The sequence below is a fragment of the Thiomicrorhabdus sp. Milos-T2 genome (assembly GCF_000702325.1).
Taxonomy (GTDB): Bacteria; Pseudomonadota; Gammaproteobacteria; order Thiomicrospirales; family Thiomicrospiraceae; genus Thiomicrorhabdus.
Genome location: NZ_KL370892.1, coordinates 394,344 through 412,597 on the forward strand (window position 1 = coordinate 394,344; position 18,254 = coordinate 412,597).

An 18,254-nucleotide genomic window follows, 5' to 3' on the forward strand; every position below is an offset into this window, starting at 1 on the left:
CATATATTCATGCGTATATCTATAGGCCTTATTGAATAAACTCATCGGTAAAAATGGGTTTTTTATTGGATAAGTTATGAATTAAGCCCGTTGCTTTCATTTGTTGTGTCAGTTCGGTAAGAACTTTTTTAATCGCTGCTTTGTCATTAAGTAATCGGTAATTAGCTTGTTCTGAAGGCAATATAAGATGACTTAAACTGTAGTCAATTTCTTGCGCATTAGTATCTAATAGAGAGGCTAATTGATATTTACCATCTTCATAGTTAATGTTTAAGTAGTTTACTCCGTTAAAGTGTTTTTTAACAGCGTCTAATATTTGGTGGTGTTTTTGGTCACTTATTTGGTTTCTAATCGCCAGTACATCTACGATGGTGTCTGGAATTTCTTGGCTGTCAAATAAGGTAACGGCATTAAGCTTTATGAGCTGTTGTGCAATAGGGTAGTAACTAATGACAATATCTATTTGCTTATTTTTAAAGGCGCTAATTGAGTTTTTCACATCTATATTAACGAGGTTAACGTCACTTTTGGTTAATTGGTACTTTTTTAAAAAGTGATAAAGCATAAACTCACCAAGGGCATTTGCTTCATAGCCAATGGTTTTGTTTTTGATTTCTTGAGCGTTTGTAATATTAGATTGTCCTAAAACAATATCTGCTCCAGCAGAAATATCTGCGATTAATACAACGGTTAAATCAACCCCCTGGTCTTGCATGCGCAAGACTTCATCAAGCGTTAAATAAGCGGCATCCACTTGCTTTGATTTAAGTAATTGCATAGATTCGGCAGAATCAGCGGTTTGGCGATAATGCAACATGGAATCGTCGGAGGTTTGATCACTTAAAAAAGGAAATTGGTAACCTATCCATGAGTGATAAGCTATGTTTAAAGGTTGTGCTTTTTCGCAACTGGTTATTAATGGAGTCAGCATCGTTAAGAGTGTCAAAACCGCAAGTGGTTTGATTAATGATTTAACGAATGAAGTGATAGCTAATAAAGGTTTAGAGAATAGGGGGTTAGCCAATAAAGGTATAGATAAAACGAACTTAGAAAAAATCTTTACTAATCTATTTACTGACATAGCAATATTTACTGACATAGGTGCTCGGATAATTATGCATTGTACAAACAGGTTTTGTGTCTTCCGGATTCTTTGGCTTTATAAAGGGCAATATCGGCGCCTTCAATGATGGAATTAAAGGAGGGACAGTCTTGTGTATCATCACAACCATTTACCCCAATGGATACCGTCACTAAATTGCCAACCTCAGAATCTTTATGTGGAATGGCTAAACGAGTAATATCATTATGAATGTTTTCTGCAATAATGAGCGCTTCAGAACGAGTGGTACCGGCAAGAATGATTAAAAATTCTTCACCCCCAAAACGTACCGCAATGTCATTCGTTCGCTTGGCGTTATGTTCTAAAATTTGGGCGATTTGTTTTAAACATGCATCACCCTTAAGGTGGCCATAATTATCGTTAAATTTTTTAAAAAAATCGACATCAATCAAAAGTATGCTAACAGGGTTTTTTTCTCGTTTCCAGTGACCCCATTCTTGAATTAAGCGTTCATTCATGGCCCTTCGATTGTGTAACCCAGTAAGACCATCAACTAAAGAGAGCTGTTTCAGCTTTTGATTAGATTCTTCGAGGTTATGTTCTACCTCTTTAAGGTGAGTGATATCGTTATGAGTGCCGGTGAATCGAAAAGGTTTTCCGTTGTTATCACGTTCTATGATTTGACCTCGAGCCAGGATGAAAACCCAATGCCCATCTTTGTGCTGCATACGATGGATATTTTGGTAAAGCTCAGTTTTACCATCAATATGATTTTGAATATCAACAGAACATTGCGCTAAATCATCGGGATGTACTAGGTTTTTCCAAGTATTAAAATGGGGTTCTATTTCATCTAAAGCATAGCCAAGTTGTTTGCACCATTCTTTGTTAAAGTTAACTTGATCTGTGTGAGGGTACCAATCCCATAGCCCAATTCCAGAGCCTTCTAAAACCAGTTTTAGGCGTTCATGAGAGTTTTGTATCTCTTTTTTGGCAGTAGAGAGTTTAGCGAACCATTTGGCAATAAAAAAGCCAGAAACCGAGCCTATAAAAACTGGTATAACATAGCCAGCCAGTTTAACCTCTCCAAAAACTACTACTTGCTGTGCGGTAGCAAACACACTAACCACCAAAGCGCCAAGAATAAGGCCTAAGATTTCGGTAAATTTTTCACTGCTTGGTTTGGTTGTCATGAAATTTATTTCCTAGAGACCTTTGCACGAGATAGGTGCGAAAGAAAAATGAGGGAAAATTTGCCTGATTCTCGACTTACCCCTTCGGGCGTCGAGTTCTTTGTTTGCGGCGGAAAACGCAGGGAATAGCTAGCTATTCGCAAGTTGTCGGCCAACGGAAGTACCCTTGGGGTACAACAAAAATCGGGTGAATTTTAATCATTTTTATTCGAGCATACTCTCGTGCATAGGTCTCTCCTAATAAGTAAAACTCAGAAATTATTTAGTTACATTAGCAAATACTGCGGTAAAAAAATAGATTAATCGCTATAAAAAAATAATGCCCTTAATCAAGAGAATAAAAACCTAAATTGTAAAAGCTTAGATTTACGACGACAGCGATTGAGAAGCCTTTTTAAATATTACGCCTTTGCCTTAAATTTTGTCACTCAGGCTTCCCGTTACTTTTTGCAATTTGGCAATAAGTAACCAAAAAACAAACCCCACTCCATAAATGGGCAAGTTCTAAGCTTGTGAACTGAAAACGCTGAACTCGCTACGCTCAAACAGCAGCGTTTTTTTACCGTTCACTACACTAAGAACCTTGCACCATTTATTACAAGGGGACTTATGGCGTTTGTCCAAACTTCAATATTAGGCATCACAAAAGTGGAAAATAACTCAAATCTAATAATGAATTTTGATCAAGTTAGGTTAGAAATTAATTGGTGTCTTGTCAGATTAAGTTTAATTTTTTACACCTAAATTACCAGGCCTGGTAAGTTAAAATTTGAGTTGAATGGATAAATTTTCGCTAAATAATATCTATGATTTTATTTAGGTTTATTTAGGTTTATTTAGGTTTATTGCATACCATTACTGCACGAAGTGGAGCAGGGTAGCCTTCTATGGTTTTGTTGTGGTCTTCTGGGTCTAGAAAGCTTTCTAGCGAGTTCCACGTCATCCAATCGGTGGTGCGTTGTTCTTTTATGCTGGTTTGGTCTATATCTACACAGCGTACATTTTGCATGCCGCAACGTTCTAACCAGTGAGTTAGCTCTTTTACTGAAGGTAAAAACCACACATTTCGCATTTGTGCATAACGCTCACCAGGCACTAATAATTGGCCGTATTCTTCGGGTACGACAATGGTTTCTAAAACCATTTCGCCGCCAGGTAAAAGTTGATTTTTTAGCTCATAAATATGGTCAATCGGCGAACGACGGTGATACAAAACCCCCATAGAAAATACCGTATCAAATGCACCACCTTTTTTAGCAACAGGCAGTTGTTCTAAAGTCAGTGGTAAGAAATAGGCGGGGACGGTTTCACCAATAAAGTGTTTGAGTACTAAAAATTGATTCATAAACAGTAAGCTAGGGTCAACGCCTACGGCGAGTTCAGTGTCTTCACCCGCCATTCTCCATAGGTGATAACCACTACCACACCCAATATCTAATACTTTACGACCTTTTAAATTGGCTAAATGGGGGCGAACACGATCCCACTTCCAGTCTGAGTGCCATTCGGTATCAATAAAAATATGGTGAATTGAAAAAGGCCCTTTACGCCAAGGATGAAACACTCGTAAGGCATCTTCTAGCTCAAGTTTTTCAGCTTCATTCAAAGGACTATTTTGGGAAACGGTAATGGCAGACTGGTTCAAATCAAATTGGGTGTTACCGGTAAAAGAACGAACACGCTCTAAGCCATCTAACCAGCGCGGTAAATTACCATTACCTTCCGGATGCAATGCGGTGTTAATTAACTCTGGAAGTTGCGCTTTCCATTCATTAAAACGTTCGTCTTCCAATTTTTCCCAAAATGTATCGTAATGCTGCTTCACGTGAAACCTTGTTTGTTAATATTTGTACTGAGCGACTATTATATCGAACAACTGAGAGATTGAACCACGAAGTCACGAAGGCATGAAGAAATAATGGTTTACAGGCCTGGTATGCCCTGTGGCAAACTAAACTTTGTGAGTAGAGGGTAAGTGTGTTTTGAACCTAAAATACAACCCTGTCATTATCGGGCTTGAGCCGATAATCTCGTTTGTCTGGAAAAGATCCCCTGGTCAAGCCAGAGGGTGACGGTTTTTGGTTTGACTGGTATGTATGGTTTTTATGATTTTACAGGCCTGGTAACTTAAAAACCTTCGCGACTTCGTGTCTTTGTGGTTAAGGTTCTGTTTTTAATAGTTTCTATTTAACCGCCAAAAAAGAGGCAAAGTTATATGCCTGAAACCATATGCCTGCTGAGGTAAAGCCGGCATTGTTTAAACGTTGTATATGTTCTGCTTCTGTATCAGATATGAGCACATTTTCTAAAGAGCTGCGTTTTTGACTAATCTCCAATTCAGAGTAGCCATTGGCGCGTTTAAACTGTAAATGCATATGTTCTATGGCATTTTGGAGTTTGTTGTCTTCAAAATGAATTTTTTCAGACAAAATTAGCACCCCACCAGGTTGCAGCCCTTGGTAAATTTTTTTAATCAGTTCATCACGTTCTTCTGGGTCAATAAATTGTAAAGTAAAGTTAATCACGACTACTGACGCGTTTTGAATTGGCATCTCAGTCATATTGGCACAGTGCAAATTCACGGGAATATCTGAATGATAGGCGTGTAAGAACTCTTCAGCCCGTTTAATCATAGCCTCTGAATTATCAATAGCCTCAATTTCACAGCCGGGTACAGCAATATTGCGACGCATGGTTAAGGCTGCTGCTCCTAATGAACAACCTAAATCATAGAGCTTGGTATGGGCTTGTGCATAGGCTTTAGTAAGTTCGCCAATGCCGGTTAATATGGTTTGATAACCTGGTACTGAGCGTTGAATCATATCTGGAAAAACCGCTACAACTGAATCATCAAACTGAAAGGCACCAATGGCTTCGTGTGCTTGGGCATAAATGGTGTCTTTTTGGCTAGTTTTTAGCATATCAACTCTCAAGGTTAAGTTGTTTTAGATGTTAGATTTCAGATTAAATCATCATCCCTCTTTATAACATTTTGGTAATGTTTATCTAAAGTAGGTTGTGCTATTTTATTGAAGTTTTACTCGGTTTACGACTAAGAGGCTGAAATTATCTTTTGGCAGAATACATTTTTACTAATTTTTAAGCATAAATACGGTGTTGATAAAGAGGGTTACTTGTTGTTTATATTGAAAATAACCATTATTAATGGTCGATGTTGAATTATTAAATATAATCCTCAGAATGCCCGAGTATTTGTATTAAAATGAAGCTTAAAGTTAAATTTATTATTTTGGCCAAAGTGGACTGAGATTTGGGCAAAACCACATTCGGTGAATTATGGAAACACAACATTTAAAAGACAGTGCCGCACGTATGCGGGCGATTGTTGAAACGGTACCTGATGGAATTATTACCATTAGTAAAAAGGGCATTATTGAAACGGTTAATCCAGCTGTTTTAAAGATGTTTGGTTATGAATCATCTGAACTTCTAGGTCAAAATGTAAAAGTACTTATGCCAGAACCATACCATTCTGAACATGATGGCTACTTAGGGCATTATCACGATACCGGTGAAAAGAAAGTTATTGGTATCGGTCGAGAGGTAAGAGCTCAACGTAAAGATGGTTCGATTTTTCCGATTGAATTAAGTGTTTCAGAAATGAATGTTTCTGGTGAGATCATGTTTACAGGGGTTATAAATGATATCTCTGCAGAAGTGGAAGCGACCAAAAAACAGAAAGACTTACAAAACCGAAATAAAGCTATTTTGGATACGGTAGTAGATGGAATTATTACGATTAACCATAAAGGTTGTGTTGAAACGGTTAATCCTGCAGCAGAAAAGATATTTGGTTATTCTGCTGATGAAATCATTGGTGAAAACGTCAAAATTTTAATGCCAAACCCCTATCGTGACCAGCACGACGGATATCTAGCGCACCATATACAAACTGGAGAGAAAAAAATCATTGGTATAGGTCGAGAGGTAGAAGGATTGCGTAAGGATGGTACGGTTTTTCCTCTTGAGTTATCAGTGAGTGAAATGGTGGTGAATGACGAAATTTTGTTTACTGGAATTGTTAGAGATATCACCGAGCGTAAAGAATCTGAAAAAATTAAAGAAGAGTTTATTTCTACGGTAAGCCATGAATTGCGTACCCCTTTAACCTCCATTCGCGGTTCTATTGGCCTTTTAACCGGCGGCATGGCTGGTGAGTTTAATGAGCAAGCTCAAAAATTACTTAATATGGCGCACAATAATACAGAGCGTTTATTGATGTTGATTAACGATATTTTGGATGTTTCAAAATTAGAATCAGGAAAAATGGATTTTAATTTTGCACCGGTAGATGTAGAACATTTATTAACTCAAGCGATTGAGTCTAATCATGGTTATGCAAATCAACATAATGTTAAATTTGTACTAGACAATGAAGTCAGTGGGGCAAAAATTCATGGAGATGAGCATCGTTTGATGCAAGTGATGAATAATCTTATGTCAAATGCGGCTAAATTTGCACCTGAAGGCGATGAAATTGTGATTGCTGCTATTCGCCACCATCAACAGATTCGTATCTCTGTAACAGATCATGGGCCTGGAATACCTAAAGCCCTTGAACCTAAAATTTTTGACAAGTTTACTCAAGCAGACTCCTCCGACACCCGCCAGATAGGAGGAACGGGGTTAGGTTTAAACATCACTAAAGCGATGGTTGAAAAACATAATGGTCGTATTGCGTTTGTTTCAGAACTGGGAGTAGGAACCACTTTTTATATCGATTTACCTGAACAGGTTGTAGTTGAAAAATCGATAGCGATTCCTAAGGATACTGGCAATCCTTCTCAAAGAATCTTAATTTGTGAAGATGAAGCCGATATTGCTTCGTTATTGCGATTAATGCTAGCACAAGCCGGGTTTGATTCGGATACCGCAAACACCGCGGATGACGCTAAAAAATTACTTCAAGAAAATGACTATGTTGCCATGACGTTAGACATTATGCTTCCGGGAAAAAATGGCGTAGATTTGTATAAAGAGCTTAGAGAAGACCCTCAACAGCATAATTTACCGATTGTGTTTGTTTCTGCTAAAGCCAATCAAACCAAGGTCAGAGAAGGTAAAACCCTAGCAGGCATTGTTGAGTGGATCAATAAACCCATTGATGAGTCTGCATTTATAGATGCGATTGAAAACAGTATTAATCACCTATCTACTTCAAAAGAAAATAGCATATTACATGTTGAGGATGACGAGGATATTTGTAAACTCGTTGATATGCTATTAGGTGAGAAGTTTAAAATGAATCAAGCGGGTTCTTTAGCGGAAGCTAAAAAGTTACTAAGTGAAAATTGCTATGATTTATTGTTGTTGGATATTGGTTTACCCGATGGTTCTGGACTCGATTTAATTGAATATATTAGAACGCTTTCAAAAACTCCAGAGGTGGTCATTTTCTCAGCGGATGATATTAAGATTAACCAGAAAATGCCGGTGGCAGAGACGCTGGTGAAATCTAGAACAACCAATAACGAATTAGTCGAAAAGATTGAAAAAATTGTGACTAAAAATAATTAATAATAATTAATAAATGATGCAGATTGATTTAAGTCACGTTAAATAGTTTTAAAGGATAGTGAAATGGCAGAGCTTCAAAAGATACTCTATGCAGAAGATGAACCAGATATTCAATCGATTGCCCAAATGGCTTTAGAGATGATGGGTGGGTATACCTTAAAGTTATGTCAAAACGGACAGCAAGCAGTAGAGGCGGCTGAAGAGTTTGCCCCAGATTTGATTTTGCTTGATGTCATGATGCCAACCATGGATGGACCAACCGCATTGCAAGAAATTCGTAAAATCCCTAGCTTAAAAAATACCCCAGTTATTTTTATGACGGCTAAAGTACAGCAACAGGAAGTTGAGAACTATAAAGCCTTAGGTGCGATTGATGTGATTCCTAAACCTTTTGACCCTATGACTTTACCTGAGAATGTTAAAGCTTTGTGGCAAAGAGCGGTAAGTTAAAAGAGAACCTTATGTCGGAACAAAAACCAGAAAATTCAATCTCATCTCAAGAGCAGTTTCGGGCTAAATTATTGGCTATGCAAACTAAATTTAAGCAGAGTTTGCCTGCTAGAATTGAAGAAATTAACCAGGCCTGGCAGTCTGTAAAAATAGCAACACAGACTGCAACAGAAACCCAAGAATCCTTGGAGTTACTGCACCGTTTAGTTCATACACTCACCGGTTCGGCAGGGACGTTTACTCATACTCAACTAAGTAATGATTCGCGTGCTTTGGAGATTGTATTAAAAGGGATCATTGAGACTAATAATAATCATGCTTTAACTCAAGAGCAGAGTGAACAAATAGAAAGTCTTTTAGCTCTCATGGTTAGCGCTGCAACAGCGCCTATTGGGCAAACATTGATTCAGGAAACCGTCGTTCCTGTTAACGATTCCACTTTTAATAGAAAAATTATGCTCATTGAAGACGATGAGGAGTTAAATCTATTTTTGACATCTCAGTTAGAGCATTTTGGCTATATTGTTGAGTCTATTACCGAGTTAAAAAATGTTGAATCCGCTATTATTAATTTTAAACCAGATATATTAGTCATAGATATCAATTTTCCTGAAGGCAAGTGTGCTGGTATTGAAGAAATTAAACGTTTTGATTTTATAAAACATTTTGGGTTTGATGTTCCTAAAATTTTTATTTCTGCACGACAAGATATAGAAGCACGTCTACAAGTCGTGAGAGTTGGTGGTAGCGCTTATCTTTCTAAGCCTTTAAATATCTCTTTATTATTAGAAAAAATTAGAGAGTTAAGTCAGACCGTTGCTGAAGACCGTGATCAAATCTTAATCATTGACGATGATAGTGCTTTGGTTGATTTAATGACCTTTGTATTAGAGGAGTCTGGAATGGATGTTCAAGGAGTTGTGCATCCTAAAGAGGCTTTAGAGGCGATTAGCCGTCAAAAACCTGATTTGATTCTGATGGATGTGCATATGCCTTGGTGTAATGGTATTGAACTTGCCCAAGTGATTCGTCAGCAAATTAGTTTAGAGGCTATTCCGATTATTTTTCTCTCCTCTGAAACAGATGAAAATGTGCAGTTTACTGCGGTTTTAAAAGGCGGAGATGACTTCTTAACTAAGCCCATTGATATTAACCGTTTACCGGTTTTTATCAAAGCAAAGGCCCACAGAGCAAAAGCGTTAAATGCATTGATGATTAAGGATGGATTAACCGGCTTGTATAATCATACTTATATCAAAGAGTTAATTGATTCGGAAATGTATCGTTGTCAACGCTCAAATGGGGTCTTTAGTGTGGTTATGCTTGATGTAGACCACTTTAAAAATGTTAATGATACATACGGGCATGTTGTTGGTGATCAGGTTTTAAGAAGCTTATCTCACTTTTTGGTGCAACGTTTACGCAAAGCCGACAAAATAGGGCGATATGGTGGTGAAGAATTTATGGTACTCCTTCCTGATACACCTTTAGTGGCGGCTAAAAAATTGTTTGACAAAATTCTAAATGATTTTGCAAAAGTTCAACATCATACGCTTGACGATAAAGAGTTTGAGGTTACTTTTTCAGCAGGGCTAATTTCAAATGAGATTACACAAGATACGGCAATGCTGCTTGAACAGGTAGATCAATCACTTTATAAGGCGAAACATGCCGGTAGAAACCAAGTTGTTGTTACGGAGCCATTAAATTTTTAGTTGGCTCTCACTTTATTAAGGACTAATAACCTTAAAAAAGGCATCTAGGTGTATTTTTGTTTGTTGCGCACCACTTTTTGCACGTAATTTCTAGCCTCTGTGCTAGATAAATTTCGGACTAAATGTGTATAAACTTGCCCACTAGAAAGTCGGTTAATTTTTGCCACGGCTTGATTTCTATTGCTATCAAACGCTTCTAAAACATTACCACTGCCAGTGTTATAGGCAGCAATCACACAATATTCTCTTGATTTAGCATTCCGCACGCCTTGAAGGTAACGATTAAATAAAATAGAAAGATAGGCACTGCCATATTCAATATTGCGAGCAGGGGTAAACAATAAATTTCGGCTGGGGGTGCCATCGCGTTTGTTTAGTAAGCGGTAAGCGTCTCGTCCAGCGGTGGAAGGCACAATTTGCATTAACCCATAGGCTGGAGCCGAACTTACGGCATAAGGGTTAAAGCCACTTTCAGTTTCTATAATTCCATATACTAAAGCGGGCTGAAGGTTGAAGCGTTTACTCTGTTTTAATACATCAAGCTGATAGTGTCGCTTTTGTTGGTTTTGATAGTCATTGACCATTCTAAAGGTGACAGCATGACGAATTTTGCCCTTATCTGAAAACGTTTTGTAACGTGTTTTAATTAAGTAATCAGCAAAACGATTAGCTCGCCAAGCATAACGAATCGGTTTTTTATCGTGATCTCTAACCAACTCTAATAAAAATGGTTTGGCACCTTGAGGGGGTGTTTTTGCACTGAATAAATCAACCTGAGATGGATCTTCTGGGGTAAGTAATGTTTGCACAAGGGCTTTTTTAAGCGCGGTTTTTGGATTATTTTTTACAATGGTTTCAACTTGAATTTGCCCACTGTTAAAATCAATAATCGCACGGCTTTGGTAGTTATCGGTGTATTTAACATAGGCTTTTGGCGAAGCGGTTTTTTTATCACTCCAATTCTTAGCTATTTCATTTAAGAACAAGGTAGTTTGTTTACGCACAACACCATCAATTTCTGGAATACCCAGGCCTGGTACTTGAGCAGAAATAGCTTGAGAAACATTGCCTTTATAGAGCTCATGGCTAGTAGTAATACCACGACGAATCTCTGAAACAGTACAACCACTTAATCCGCTAATGGAGGCTAGTCCAGTAGCCGTTAAGCTACCTATGCTACCCAAGCTTACTCGTTTTAAAAATTGTCTTCTATTCAGGCTGGGTTTTGTCATTCTAGGTTTGTTCACAGGTCTCTTTAATCAATTTACGTTCAGATTTGGCATCCCGAATAATATGAAAAGCTCCATATAACAGCACCAGTGTGATGACGGCACCAATAATTAAATCTGGCCAACGAGAATCTAACCAAAAAACCAATATACCACTGATGATTACGTCAATATTAGCAATGACATCGTTGGCTGAAAAAATCCAGCTTGCCCGCATATGGACTTCACCGTTGCGGTGTTTATAAATCAATTTTAAACAGTAAGCATTTGCTATTAACGCCAATATACCCATTACAATCATTAGGGTTGATACGGGTTCACTCCCAAAAAAGTAGCGACGAACAATTTCTAACCCAATCAATAATGCGAGCACTAATTGAAAGTAACCACTCATTAGTGCCGCATTGGCTTTAATTGAAGCGGCTCGGCCAATGGCGTAAATGCCAATAGCATAAACTAATGCATCGGCCAACATATCCAAAGAATCGGCAATTAATCCGGTAGATTCGGCATACCAACCAACTCCTAATTCAAAAACAAAAAAAGTCATATTAATGCTAAGTAAAAGCATTAATAACTTTTTTTGTGAAGCATCCGTGACTTCTACATGGCAATTACAAGCCATATTATCTCCATAGAAAGGGTTTGTTCGTTAAAGTCTGATAGTAATCATACTAGAGTCTGTAACGATAGAAAGCATTGAATAATATTTAGAGAGGCTCTTTTATAAGTTGATGAAAGGAACTCTTGTATAACTAACTCTTGTATAACTAATAACGTGAAGGGCGGTTAGCCACGGCTTTTAAATGCCAAGCTTCTGGGGTTTTGTCAGATTCTAAGCGGTCTTCAAAATCATCTTCTAAGTCTGCAAAAAAGTCGATACCCGTTAAACGTTCAATCTCATCAATGGTGGTCACAAAGGACATTAAACTTGCTCTAGGCTTGGCATTTTGCGGAAAAATAAATGCCAACGCTTTAGCTGGTGTTTGTTGGGTTGAGGGTTTAATTAAAATCTTATAAAACGCCTTTGGAATTTTAACGTTTGAGCCTTTTAAATGTTTAGGGTTAGCATCAAAAATAGGCCCAGTTGTTACCCAAAAATCCCCATTTTGTTTTGAAAAATCGTCGGCAATCACCTCTTCTAAACGTTGCCAAGATTTGCGGTTTAACTTGGGTTTTTGTGGGGTAATATTGGTCATTAAAAAGGTCTCTTTTTGCGCAGACCGACCGTAACGACTGGCAATTACATAATTGGGTGCCATATGGCCTCTGTCATAGCCTGACCCTTTGTAATCACCTTGTTTTACCTGTTGATAGGATCGCCAATCGCTATTAAAACCTGATGGGCGTTTGCCGCTTTTGTAGTTTGCCTTGGTGACTTTATAGGTAACCCACAGAGGGTTTTCTAGGGTTTCAGAGTATTCAAGCATATAACCCTGGTTTCTTAAAATATGAGAAAACCCAGTCATAATGCCCGTTTGTGGCGGCGTTGCATTGACTTGCGGAACACCCATATACGTCATAGCAGGGCGAGCAACAAATACCTCATAGCCATACCAAAGCCCACCTAAAAGTGGAATAAGAATAAGAAATTTTGGATTTTTAATGAGTAAAGCCATTAATAGTTTTAAAAGAGAGTTTGTGGTCGATTTTTTCATGTGGTTTTAATCTATTATTTAAATTAGTAGTTTTTTGAAAATGGATTTAAATTTTACTCTTTGCCTCCAAATTTTAGTTTGCCGCATGACATACCAGGCCTGTAAAAACAAAGGGGTATCCATATTTTGTGATTGATTATCCAGTATTGTAAAAATTAACCACGAAGACACAGAGGCACGAAGATAAAAAAATAAATAAAAGCGATTAGAAAATCATAGCCTAACAATCTTAAGTCATGCCTATAAGCTCTGCATTTGTATAGTTTAAAAGCGATTAATTTATTACGTTTAGTTTGGTTATTCGTTAAATTTAAGCTGGTATTAAATATTAGAAATCTTCGTGCTTTCGTGTCTTCGTGGTTAAAAGATTTATTTAAACAATCATAAAATACATATACCGAAACAAAGTAAACCCACAAACCGTCATTCCCTGGCTTGACCAGGGAATCTTTTTTTAGCCAAAATATGAATATAACGAGCCATATTACGGAAAGTGGGCTCTCGGCAATATCGGTATTCCATTGCCAATAACTCTTCTTGGTTGGTTTGTTCTATGGCATCAGGTGTCATATAGTCATGAAACACTCTAATTCCTGTATGTATTTCAATTTCAAAGCCCCAATCTTGTAACCACTGGCACACTTCTTCTGGAATTTGTGGATTAGGTGGTGTGAGTTTTTTACCTTTACCCATATATTCATCTTTTAACAGGCCTGGTAAACGCCAAGCTCCTTTTAAGGTATTGCGAATCACTACCGAATTGCGGTTATAAAATAGCAATGATAAATGTCCGCCAGGTTTAACTTTAGTAGCAACGGTTTTTAAGGTCTCTTTGGGTTGTGCCAGCCACTCTAAAACTGCATGAAACAACACCAAATCAAATTCAGGTAAGCTGGGGGCAATATCCTGTGCTGGACCTTCAATAAAGGTGGCGTGTAAATCATTTTTGGCAAAATTTTGTTTAGCGCGCATTATCATTTGGTGCGATAAATCACACAAAGTCAGTTCATGATTTGCTTGGGCAAACCATTGGCTAATTTGGGCAAATCCACAGCCTGCGTCCCAAATAGATAATGGTGCATTTTTAGATTCTACCAGGCCTGGTAAATCGGTATTTACTTCAATGTGTCGAAGAGAATCTAAATCTTCTTTAAGCAGTTTTAAACGCCATTCACCTTTAAGGGTGTCATACACTTTGGCTTCAAATTTATCGACCAACTTATCAAAGTTGCGATCTTGTAATGGTTTGCGATTATTCATAACGGGCATTATAGAGGTCTTTATAATTTTTATCAGGCCTGGTTGGTATTGTTCTTTTAAAAGTATATACTATGTATAAACAATAAGAGGAAAATGCTATGAGCCTTGCAATAGATTCAAAAATTCAAAAATGGGGAAATGGCCTTGGATTAAGAGTTTCTGGTGCCATGCGAGATATTCCGCACTTTACAGAAAATACAGTTGTTAAAGTAGAAGTTTTTGAAGATGGCTTTACCGTAAAAAAAGCGACTCAATCGGTTAAGCGATTGCCCTTTACCGAAGCTCAGCTTTTAGAAGGTCTTAACCCAGACACAGTCCATAGTGAACTATTAGCAACACCGATAAATAGTGAGCTAATTGAATGAATGCTTATATTCCTGACAGAGAAGATGTTATTTGGCTAGACTTTGAACCGACTAAAGGCAAAGAGATTGGTAAATATCGACCTGCGCTAGTTTTATCCAGTAAAAGCTACAATGATCAAACGGGATTATTAATATGTTGCCCCATTAGTACCAGTATAAGAGGTGGCTTAACAGAAGTTCCTTTATTAAATTTAGATAAACCTTCAGTCGTTGCTGCAAGCTTAGTACAAACTCTAGCTTGGAGAGAGCGTAAAGCTAAATTGATTATTAAGGCAGAGGCAGGTATTCTTCAGGCTGTACTGCAAAGATTATTGCCTCTTATCGGGGTAACAGAATTAGGACAGTGAAACTGTTTACCCTAATGTATTAGCCTAAAAATAAATAACAAGAGAAAAACATGTCATCCAAAGTTTATTGTTTAGCCCAATTTCAACCTAAACCTGGTAAAGAACAAGAATTGTTTAGCGTTTTACAAAGTTTAGAACCGAATACCTTAAGAGAAGATGGATGCATTCAATATCGCGTTACTCGTCATATTAAAAGCCCATTTGCTGAAGGCAATAGCTTTCCGATTGTGTTTAACGAAATTTGGGCCAATATGTCTGCTTTTGAAGCACATTGTCAGCGCCAAGAAATTGTGAATTTTTTTAATACTTACTGTGTGGCACAAGATGGGTTAGCGGCTGATTGGAATGTGTGTGTTTATAGCGATGAGCCAGAAAATTACGATGCCCCATAGATTGGTGAAGTACGAGCAGTCAAACAAGCTAAACAAGCCAAACAAGTCAACCAGGTAAAAGTTGATTAATATCACTAAAGGTTTATTTAACTATCGGTTTTACGTTTTAAAGACAATTCTTTTTTCTGTCTCTATTTAATAGGTTGTAGAATAGAAACAAATTTAGCATTATCTTGGAGTTATACTAATGAATAGCACAGATATTAAAAGCACAGATGACAACCTTTCTCCTTCTCCAGAAACCCCCCATCCAGATTATCAAGCTGACCCCTTAACGGGGTTAACATCAGAACAAGCCCAAAAAAATCTTTTAAAGTACGGTTTAAATGAGATTTCAGAGAAGCAAGAAAGTGCTCTGGTTCGTTTATTTAAAAGATTTTGGGGACCTATCCCTTGGATGATAGAGGTGGCAGCGATTCTTGCTGCTTCTGTTCAAAGGTGGGAAGATTTTACAATCATTATGGTTTTGTTACTGGTAAATGCTTTTGTTGATTTTTACCAGGAATCAAAAGCTCTTGATGCGATAGCCGTTCTAAAAAAGAAACTCGCAAGTAAAGCCTTGGTACTTCGTGATGGTGAGTGGAGTGAGATAGAGTCTAAATATTTGGTACCTGATGACATAGTCAAAGTCAAAATTGGAGATATTGTTCCAGCCGACGTAAAACTTCTATCTGGTGGAAATTTTATTCAAGTTGACCAATCGGCTTTAACGGGTGAATCGCTTCCTGTCAATAAGAAAATAGGTGAAACTCTTTTTGCAAATGCCATCATTAAACAGGGTGAAATGTTAGCTAAAGTGGTTGCAACGGCCGAAAAGACCTATTTTGGAAAAACTGTTGGTCTTGTGGCAAAGGCGGGTAGAGAAGAGCACAGCCATTTTCAACGAATGGTTATAAAAGTCGGCAATTTTTTAATTTTACTTACCCTTGCGATGATTGCAATCATTGTATATCACGGAATACAAGTCAATCAGCCAACAGTAGAGCTTTTGATATTTGCTTTAGTGTTAACTATCTCTGCAATTCCGGTTGCTATGCCCGCTGTGTTGACCGTGACTATGGCGATAGGCGCAAGAGCTTTAGCCAAAAAAGAGGCAATAGTTAGCCGCCTTGCTTCAATAGAAGAAGCCGCTGGGATGGATGTATTTTGTTCAGATAAAACCGGTACTCTGACACAAAATATTATGAGCTTAGCAACGCCATATTTAGCCAAAGATGTTACCAGTAAAGATTTGACTCTCTTTGCCGCACTAGCAAGTAAAGAAGAAAATAACGACCCTATAGAAAAACCGATATTTGCCAGATTAGATGAAGACGAATCAAGAGATAAATTTGAATCGTACAAAATGCAAAAATATATCCCTTTTAATCCAGTTCTTAAAAGAACAGAGGGTGTCTATGAATGTGATGGTTATGAGTTATTAGTCACCAAAGGTGCTCCACAAGTTGTGGTCGAGTTGTGTGATGAGACATTAATAGATAAAAAAGAGATTTATGCTCAAGTTCAATCATTTGCCAAAAAGGGCTTTAGAACACTAGGTGTTGCCCATAAAAAGAGCACTGATGAGAGTTACACATTTGTTGGCTTGATACCTCTGTTTGATCCACCTAGAACCGATTCCCGTGTCTCCATAGAAGATGCTAAGGCTAAAGGTATTGAGATGAAAATGCTCACTGGCGATAATATCGAAGTGGCTAAATATATCTCTGAGATTTTAGATATCGGTACAAATATAGAAAATGTAAGAGTGCTAAAAGGTGAATCGACAGGTGAATATCTTTATCTCTCAAAAATCCTATCAAAGTCGATTGTACAGGTATTAAAACCCGATATTGCCAAAGAAGAAGTAGAGAAGATTGTTCACAATATCGTTTCTAATGTGAAAAAAGAACTTTATAACATGCCCATACCAAAGGGCAGTGTTTCAAAGCATGAATCAGAGATCATTGAGCTGATAGAAAATGCAAATGGATTTGCAGAAGTTTATCCTGAAGACAAGTATTTCATTGTCGATTCCTTGCAAAAAGCGGGGCATATTGTTGGTATGACTGGTGACGGAGTCAATGATGCTCCAGCACTTAAAAAAGCCGATTGTGGTATTGCTGTAAGCGGTGCTACAGACGCTGCAAGAGCCGCGGCTGATATCGTTCTTCTTGCTCCAGGCCTTCATGTGATAATTGATACTATCAAAGAGGCTCGAAAAATATTTGAAAGGATGAAAAGCTATACCATCTATCGTATTGCTGAGACTATTCGCATTATTATCTTTATGACTCTAGCTATTGTGGTTTATGATTTTTATCCAGTAACCGCAATTATGATTATCATTCTTGCTTTACTTAATGATTTTCCCATTATGACCATCGCTTATGATAATACCAAAGTACGAGAAAGCCCTGTTCGCTGGGATATGAAAGAGGTATTTGTTCTATCAACCTGGCTTGGCTTAGCGGGTGTCATATCATCATTTACCCTCTTTTACATCACAATGACCTATTTAGCTTTACCACTTGAATATGTTCAAAGTCTATTTTTTGCTAAGCTTGTCATTGCAGGGCACGGAACTATCTTCAATACCCGTTCAGATGATTGGTTCTTTAAACAACCTACGCCTTCTTTAAAATTATTAGGCGCTTCATTGTTTTCAGCTTTAATCGGAATTTTGCTAGCCGTTTATGGATTTGATTTTATGACACCTATTGGTTGGACTGCAGCGGGTTATGTGACTGCTTATGCCCTGGTTTGGTTTTTGTTTAATGATGCTGTGAAAATGTTGGTATTGAGATATTACAGAAAAAAACAAGGTAATTGATTATGTGAGACATTTACAAGGGTCGATGAATGTATAAAAAGACTAAATCTAAAGAATTTTTTCACTTTTTTCTTACATCCCCGACTCGTGTTTATGCCCTTGGGTGCAAAGGTCTCACTTATATATGACATTAAGCCCATAAAAGTAAAAGGGGTCGGTACCCTTAAAATATTTTTTAAAACGAAAAATAATAATTATTCAATAAATTCAATAAGATAAGTTAAAGGGTACT

The 18,254-nt window shown here is 37.6% G+C and carries 15 protein-coding genes; 7 read left to right on the forward strand and 8 right to left on the reverse strand.

Features of this window, described 5'->3' with window-relative positions:
• Positions 1–28: 28 nt before the first annotated feature.
• From BS34_RS0111855 to cmoA, 4 genes are all read right to left on the reverse strand, one after another.
• Positions 29–1,099 carry an ABC transporter substrate-binding protein gene (locus BS34_RS0111855; RefSeq protein WP_029408718.1) on the reverse strand — a complete coding sequence of 357 codons (1,071 nt, stop codon included), beginning with the start codon at positions 1,097–1,099 and terminating at the stop codon, positions 29–31.
• 14 nt (positions 1,100–1,113) lie between these two features.
• The gene (locus BS34_RS0111860) at positions 1,114–2,256 is read right to left on the reverse strand and encodes a sensor domain-containing diguanylate cyclase (protein WP_029408719.1); all 1,143 of its coding nucleotides are present in this window, start codon (positions 2,254–2,256) and stop codon (positions 1,114–1,116) included.
• An 832-nt stretch (positions 2,257–3,088) separates the two neighbouring features.
• Positions 3,089–4,081, reverse strand: a complete 993-nt coding sequence (gene cmoB, locus BS34_RS0111865; RefSeq protein WP_029408720.1) for a tRNA 5-methoxyuridine(34)/uridine 5-oxyacetic acid(34) synthase CmoB — start codon at positions 4,079–4,081, stop codon at positions 3,089–3,091.
• A gap of 358 nt (positions 4,082–4,439) precedes the next feature.
• Positions 4,440–5,177, reverse strand: a complete 738-nt coding sequence (gene cmoA, locus BS34_RS0111870) for a carboxy-S-adenosyl-L-methionine synthase CmoA (RefSeq protein ID WP_029408721.1) — start codon at positions 5,175–5,177, stop codon at positions 4,440–4,442.
• A gap of 376 nt (positions 5,178–5,553) precedes the next feature.
• On the opposite strand from cmoA, the gene BS34_RS0111875 reads away from it, so the two are divergent.
• The 3 genes from BS34_RS0111875 to BS34_RS0111885 all read left to right on the forward strand — a co-directional run bounded on the left by BS34_RS0111875 (position 5,554) and on the right by BS34_RS0111885 (position 9,959).
• Positions 5,554–7,794: a PAS domain S-box protein gene (locus tag BS34_RS0111875; protein WP_051640886.1), complete on the forward strand. Its 2,241-nt coding sequence runs from the start codon at positions 5,554–5,556 to the stop codon at positions 7,792–7,794.
• A gap of 63 nt (positions 7,795–7,857) precedes the next feature.
• Entirely contained in the window at positions 7,858–8,244 is a 387-nt protein-coding gene (locus BS34_RS0111880; RefSeq protein WP_029408723.1) for a response regulator, read from the forward strand.
• Between the two features lie 11 nt (positions 8,245–8,255).
• Complete coding sequence (locus BS34_RS0111885; protein ID WP_029408724.1) at positions 8,256–9,959, forward strand: diguanylate cyclase; 1,704 nt, start codon at positions 8,256–8,258, stop codon at positions 9,957–9,959.
• 44 nt (positions 9,960–10,003) lie between these two features.
• Here BS34_RS0111885 and BS34_RS0111890 read toward each other — a convergent pair whose 3' ends face one another.
• From BS34_RS0111890 to BS34_RS0111905, 4 genes are all read right to left on the reverse strand, one after another.
• Positions 10,004–11,191, reverse strand: coding sequence for a murein transglycosylase domain-containing protein (locus BS34_RS0111890; protein WP_084151658.1), 1,188 nt, complete (start codon positions 11,189–11,191; stop codon positions 10,004–10,006).
• Position 11,192: 1 nt separating this feature from the next.
• A complete protein-coding gene (locus BS34_RS0111895; RefSeq protein WP_029408726.1) occupies positions 11,193–11,813 on the reverse strand; it encodes a cation efflux transmembrane domain-containing protein in 621 nt (206 codons plus the stop codon).
• A gap of 145 nt (positions 11,814–11,958) precedes the next feature.
• On the reverse strand, positions 11,959–12,846 hold the full coding sequence (locus BS34_RS0111900; protein ID WP_029408727.1) for a DNA/RNA non-specific endonuclease: 888 nt from the start codon (positions 12,844–12,846) through the stop codon (positions 11,959–11,961).
• Between the two features lie 423 nt (positions 12,847–13,269).
• Complete coding sequence (locus BS34_RS0111905) at positions 13,270–14,115, reverse strand: methyltransferase domain-containing protein (protein ID WP_233993211.1); 846 nt, start codon at positions 14,113–14,115, stop codon at positions 13,270–13,272.
• A gap of 89 nt (positions 14,116–14,204) precedes the next feature.
• On the opposite strand from BS34_RS0111905, the gene BS34_RS0111910 reads away from it, so the two are divergent.
• The 4 genes from BS34_RS0111910 (at position 14,205) to BS34_RS0111925 (ending at position 18,022) form a co-directional block, all read left to right on the forward strand.
• Positions 14,205–14,471, forward strand: coding sequence for an AbrB/MazE/SpoVT family DNA-binding domain-containing protein (locus BS34_RS0111910; protein ID WP_029408729.1), 267 nt, complete (start codon positions 14,205–14,207; stop codon positions 14,469–14,471).
• Entirely contained in the window at positions 14,468–14,818 is a 351-nt protein-coding gene (locus BS34_RS0111915; protein WP_029408730.1) for a type II toxin-antitoxin system PemK/MazF family toxin, read from the forward strand. Before BS34_RS0111910 ends, BS34_RS0111915 begins: the two co-directional genes overlap by 4 nt.
• 50 nt (positions 14,819–14,868) lie before the next feature.
• Positions 14,869–15,210, forward strand: a complete 342-nt coding sequence (locus BS34_RS0111920; protein ID WP_029408731.1) for a putative quinol monooxygenase — start codon at positions 14,869–14,871, stop codon at positions 15,208–15,210.
• 187 nt (positions 15,211–15,397) lie between these two features.
• A complete protein-coding gene (locus BS34_RS0111925; protein ID WP_084151659.1) occupies positions 15,398–18,022 on the forward strand; it encodes a plasma-membrane proton-efflux P-type ATPase in 2,625 nt (874 codons plus the stop codon).
• The last annotated feature ends 232 nt before the right edge of the window (positions 18,023–18,254 follow it).

Coding starts and splice junctions, on each gene's coding strand:
- BS34_RS0111855 (WP_029408718.1), bottom strand. CDS start 1,099: ATGTCAGTAAATATTGCTATGTCAGTAAATAGATTAGTAAAGATTTTT.
- BS34_RS0111860 (WP_029408719.1), bottom strand. CDS start 2,256: ATGACAACCAAACCAAGCAGTGAAAAATTTACCGAAATCTTAGGCCTT.
- cmoA (WP_029408721.1), bottom strand. CDS start 5,177: ATGCTAAAAACTAGCCAAAAAGACACCATTTATGCCCAAGCACACGAA.
- BS34_RS0111875 (WP_051640886.1), top strand. CDS start 5,554: ATGGAAACACAACATTTAAAAGACAGTGCCGCACGTATGCGGGCGATT.
- BS34_RS0111880 (WP_029408723.1), top strand. CDS start 7,858: ATGGCAGAGCTTCAAAAGATACTCTATGCAGAAGATGAACCAGATATT.
- BS34_RS0111885 (WP_029408724.1), top strand. CDS start 8,256: ATGTCGGAACAAAAACCAGAAAATTCAATCTCATCTCAAGAGCAGTTT.
- BS34_RS0111890 (WP_084151658.1), bottom strand. CDS start 11,191: ATGACAAAACCCAGCCTGAATAGAAGACAATTTTTAAAACGAGTAAGC.
- BS34_RS0111895 (WP_029408726.1), bottom strand. CDS start 11,813: ATGGCTTGTAATTGCCATGTAGAAGTCACGGATGCTTCACAAAAAAAG.
- BS34_RS0111900 (WP_029408727.1), bottom strand. CDS start 12,846: ATGAAAAAATCGACCACAAACTCTCTTTTAAAACTATTAATGGCTTTA.
- BS34_RS0111905 (WP_233993211.1), bottom strand. CDS start 14,115: ATGCCCGTTATGAATAATCGCAAACCATTACAAGATCGCAACTTTGAT.
- BS34_RS0111910 (WP_029408729.1), top strand. CDS start 14,205: ATGAGCCTTGCAATAGATTCAAAAATTCAAAAATGGGGAAATGGCCTT.
- BS34_RS0111915 (WP_029408730.1), top strand. CDS start 14,468: ATGAATGCTTATATTCCTGACAGAGAAGATGTTATTTGGCTAGACTTT.
- BS34_RS0111920 (WP_029408731.1), top strand. CDS start 14,869: ATGTCATCCAAAGTTTATTGTTTAGCCCAATTTCAACCTAAACCTGGT.
- BS34_RS0111925 (WP_084151659.1), top strand. CDS start 15,398: ATGAATAGCACAGATATTAAAAGCACAGATGACAACCTTTCTCCTTCT.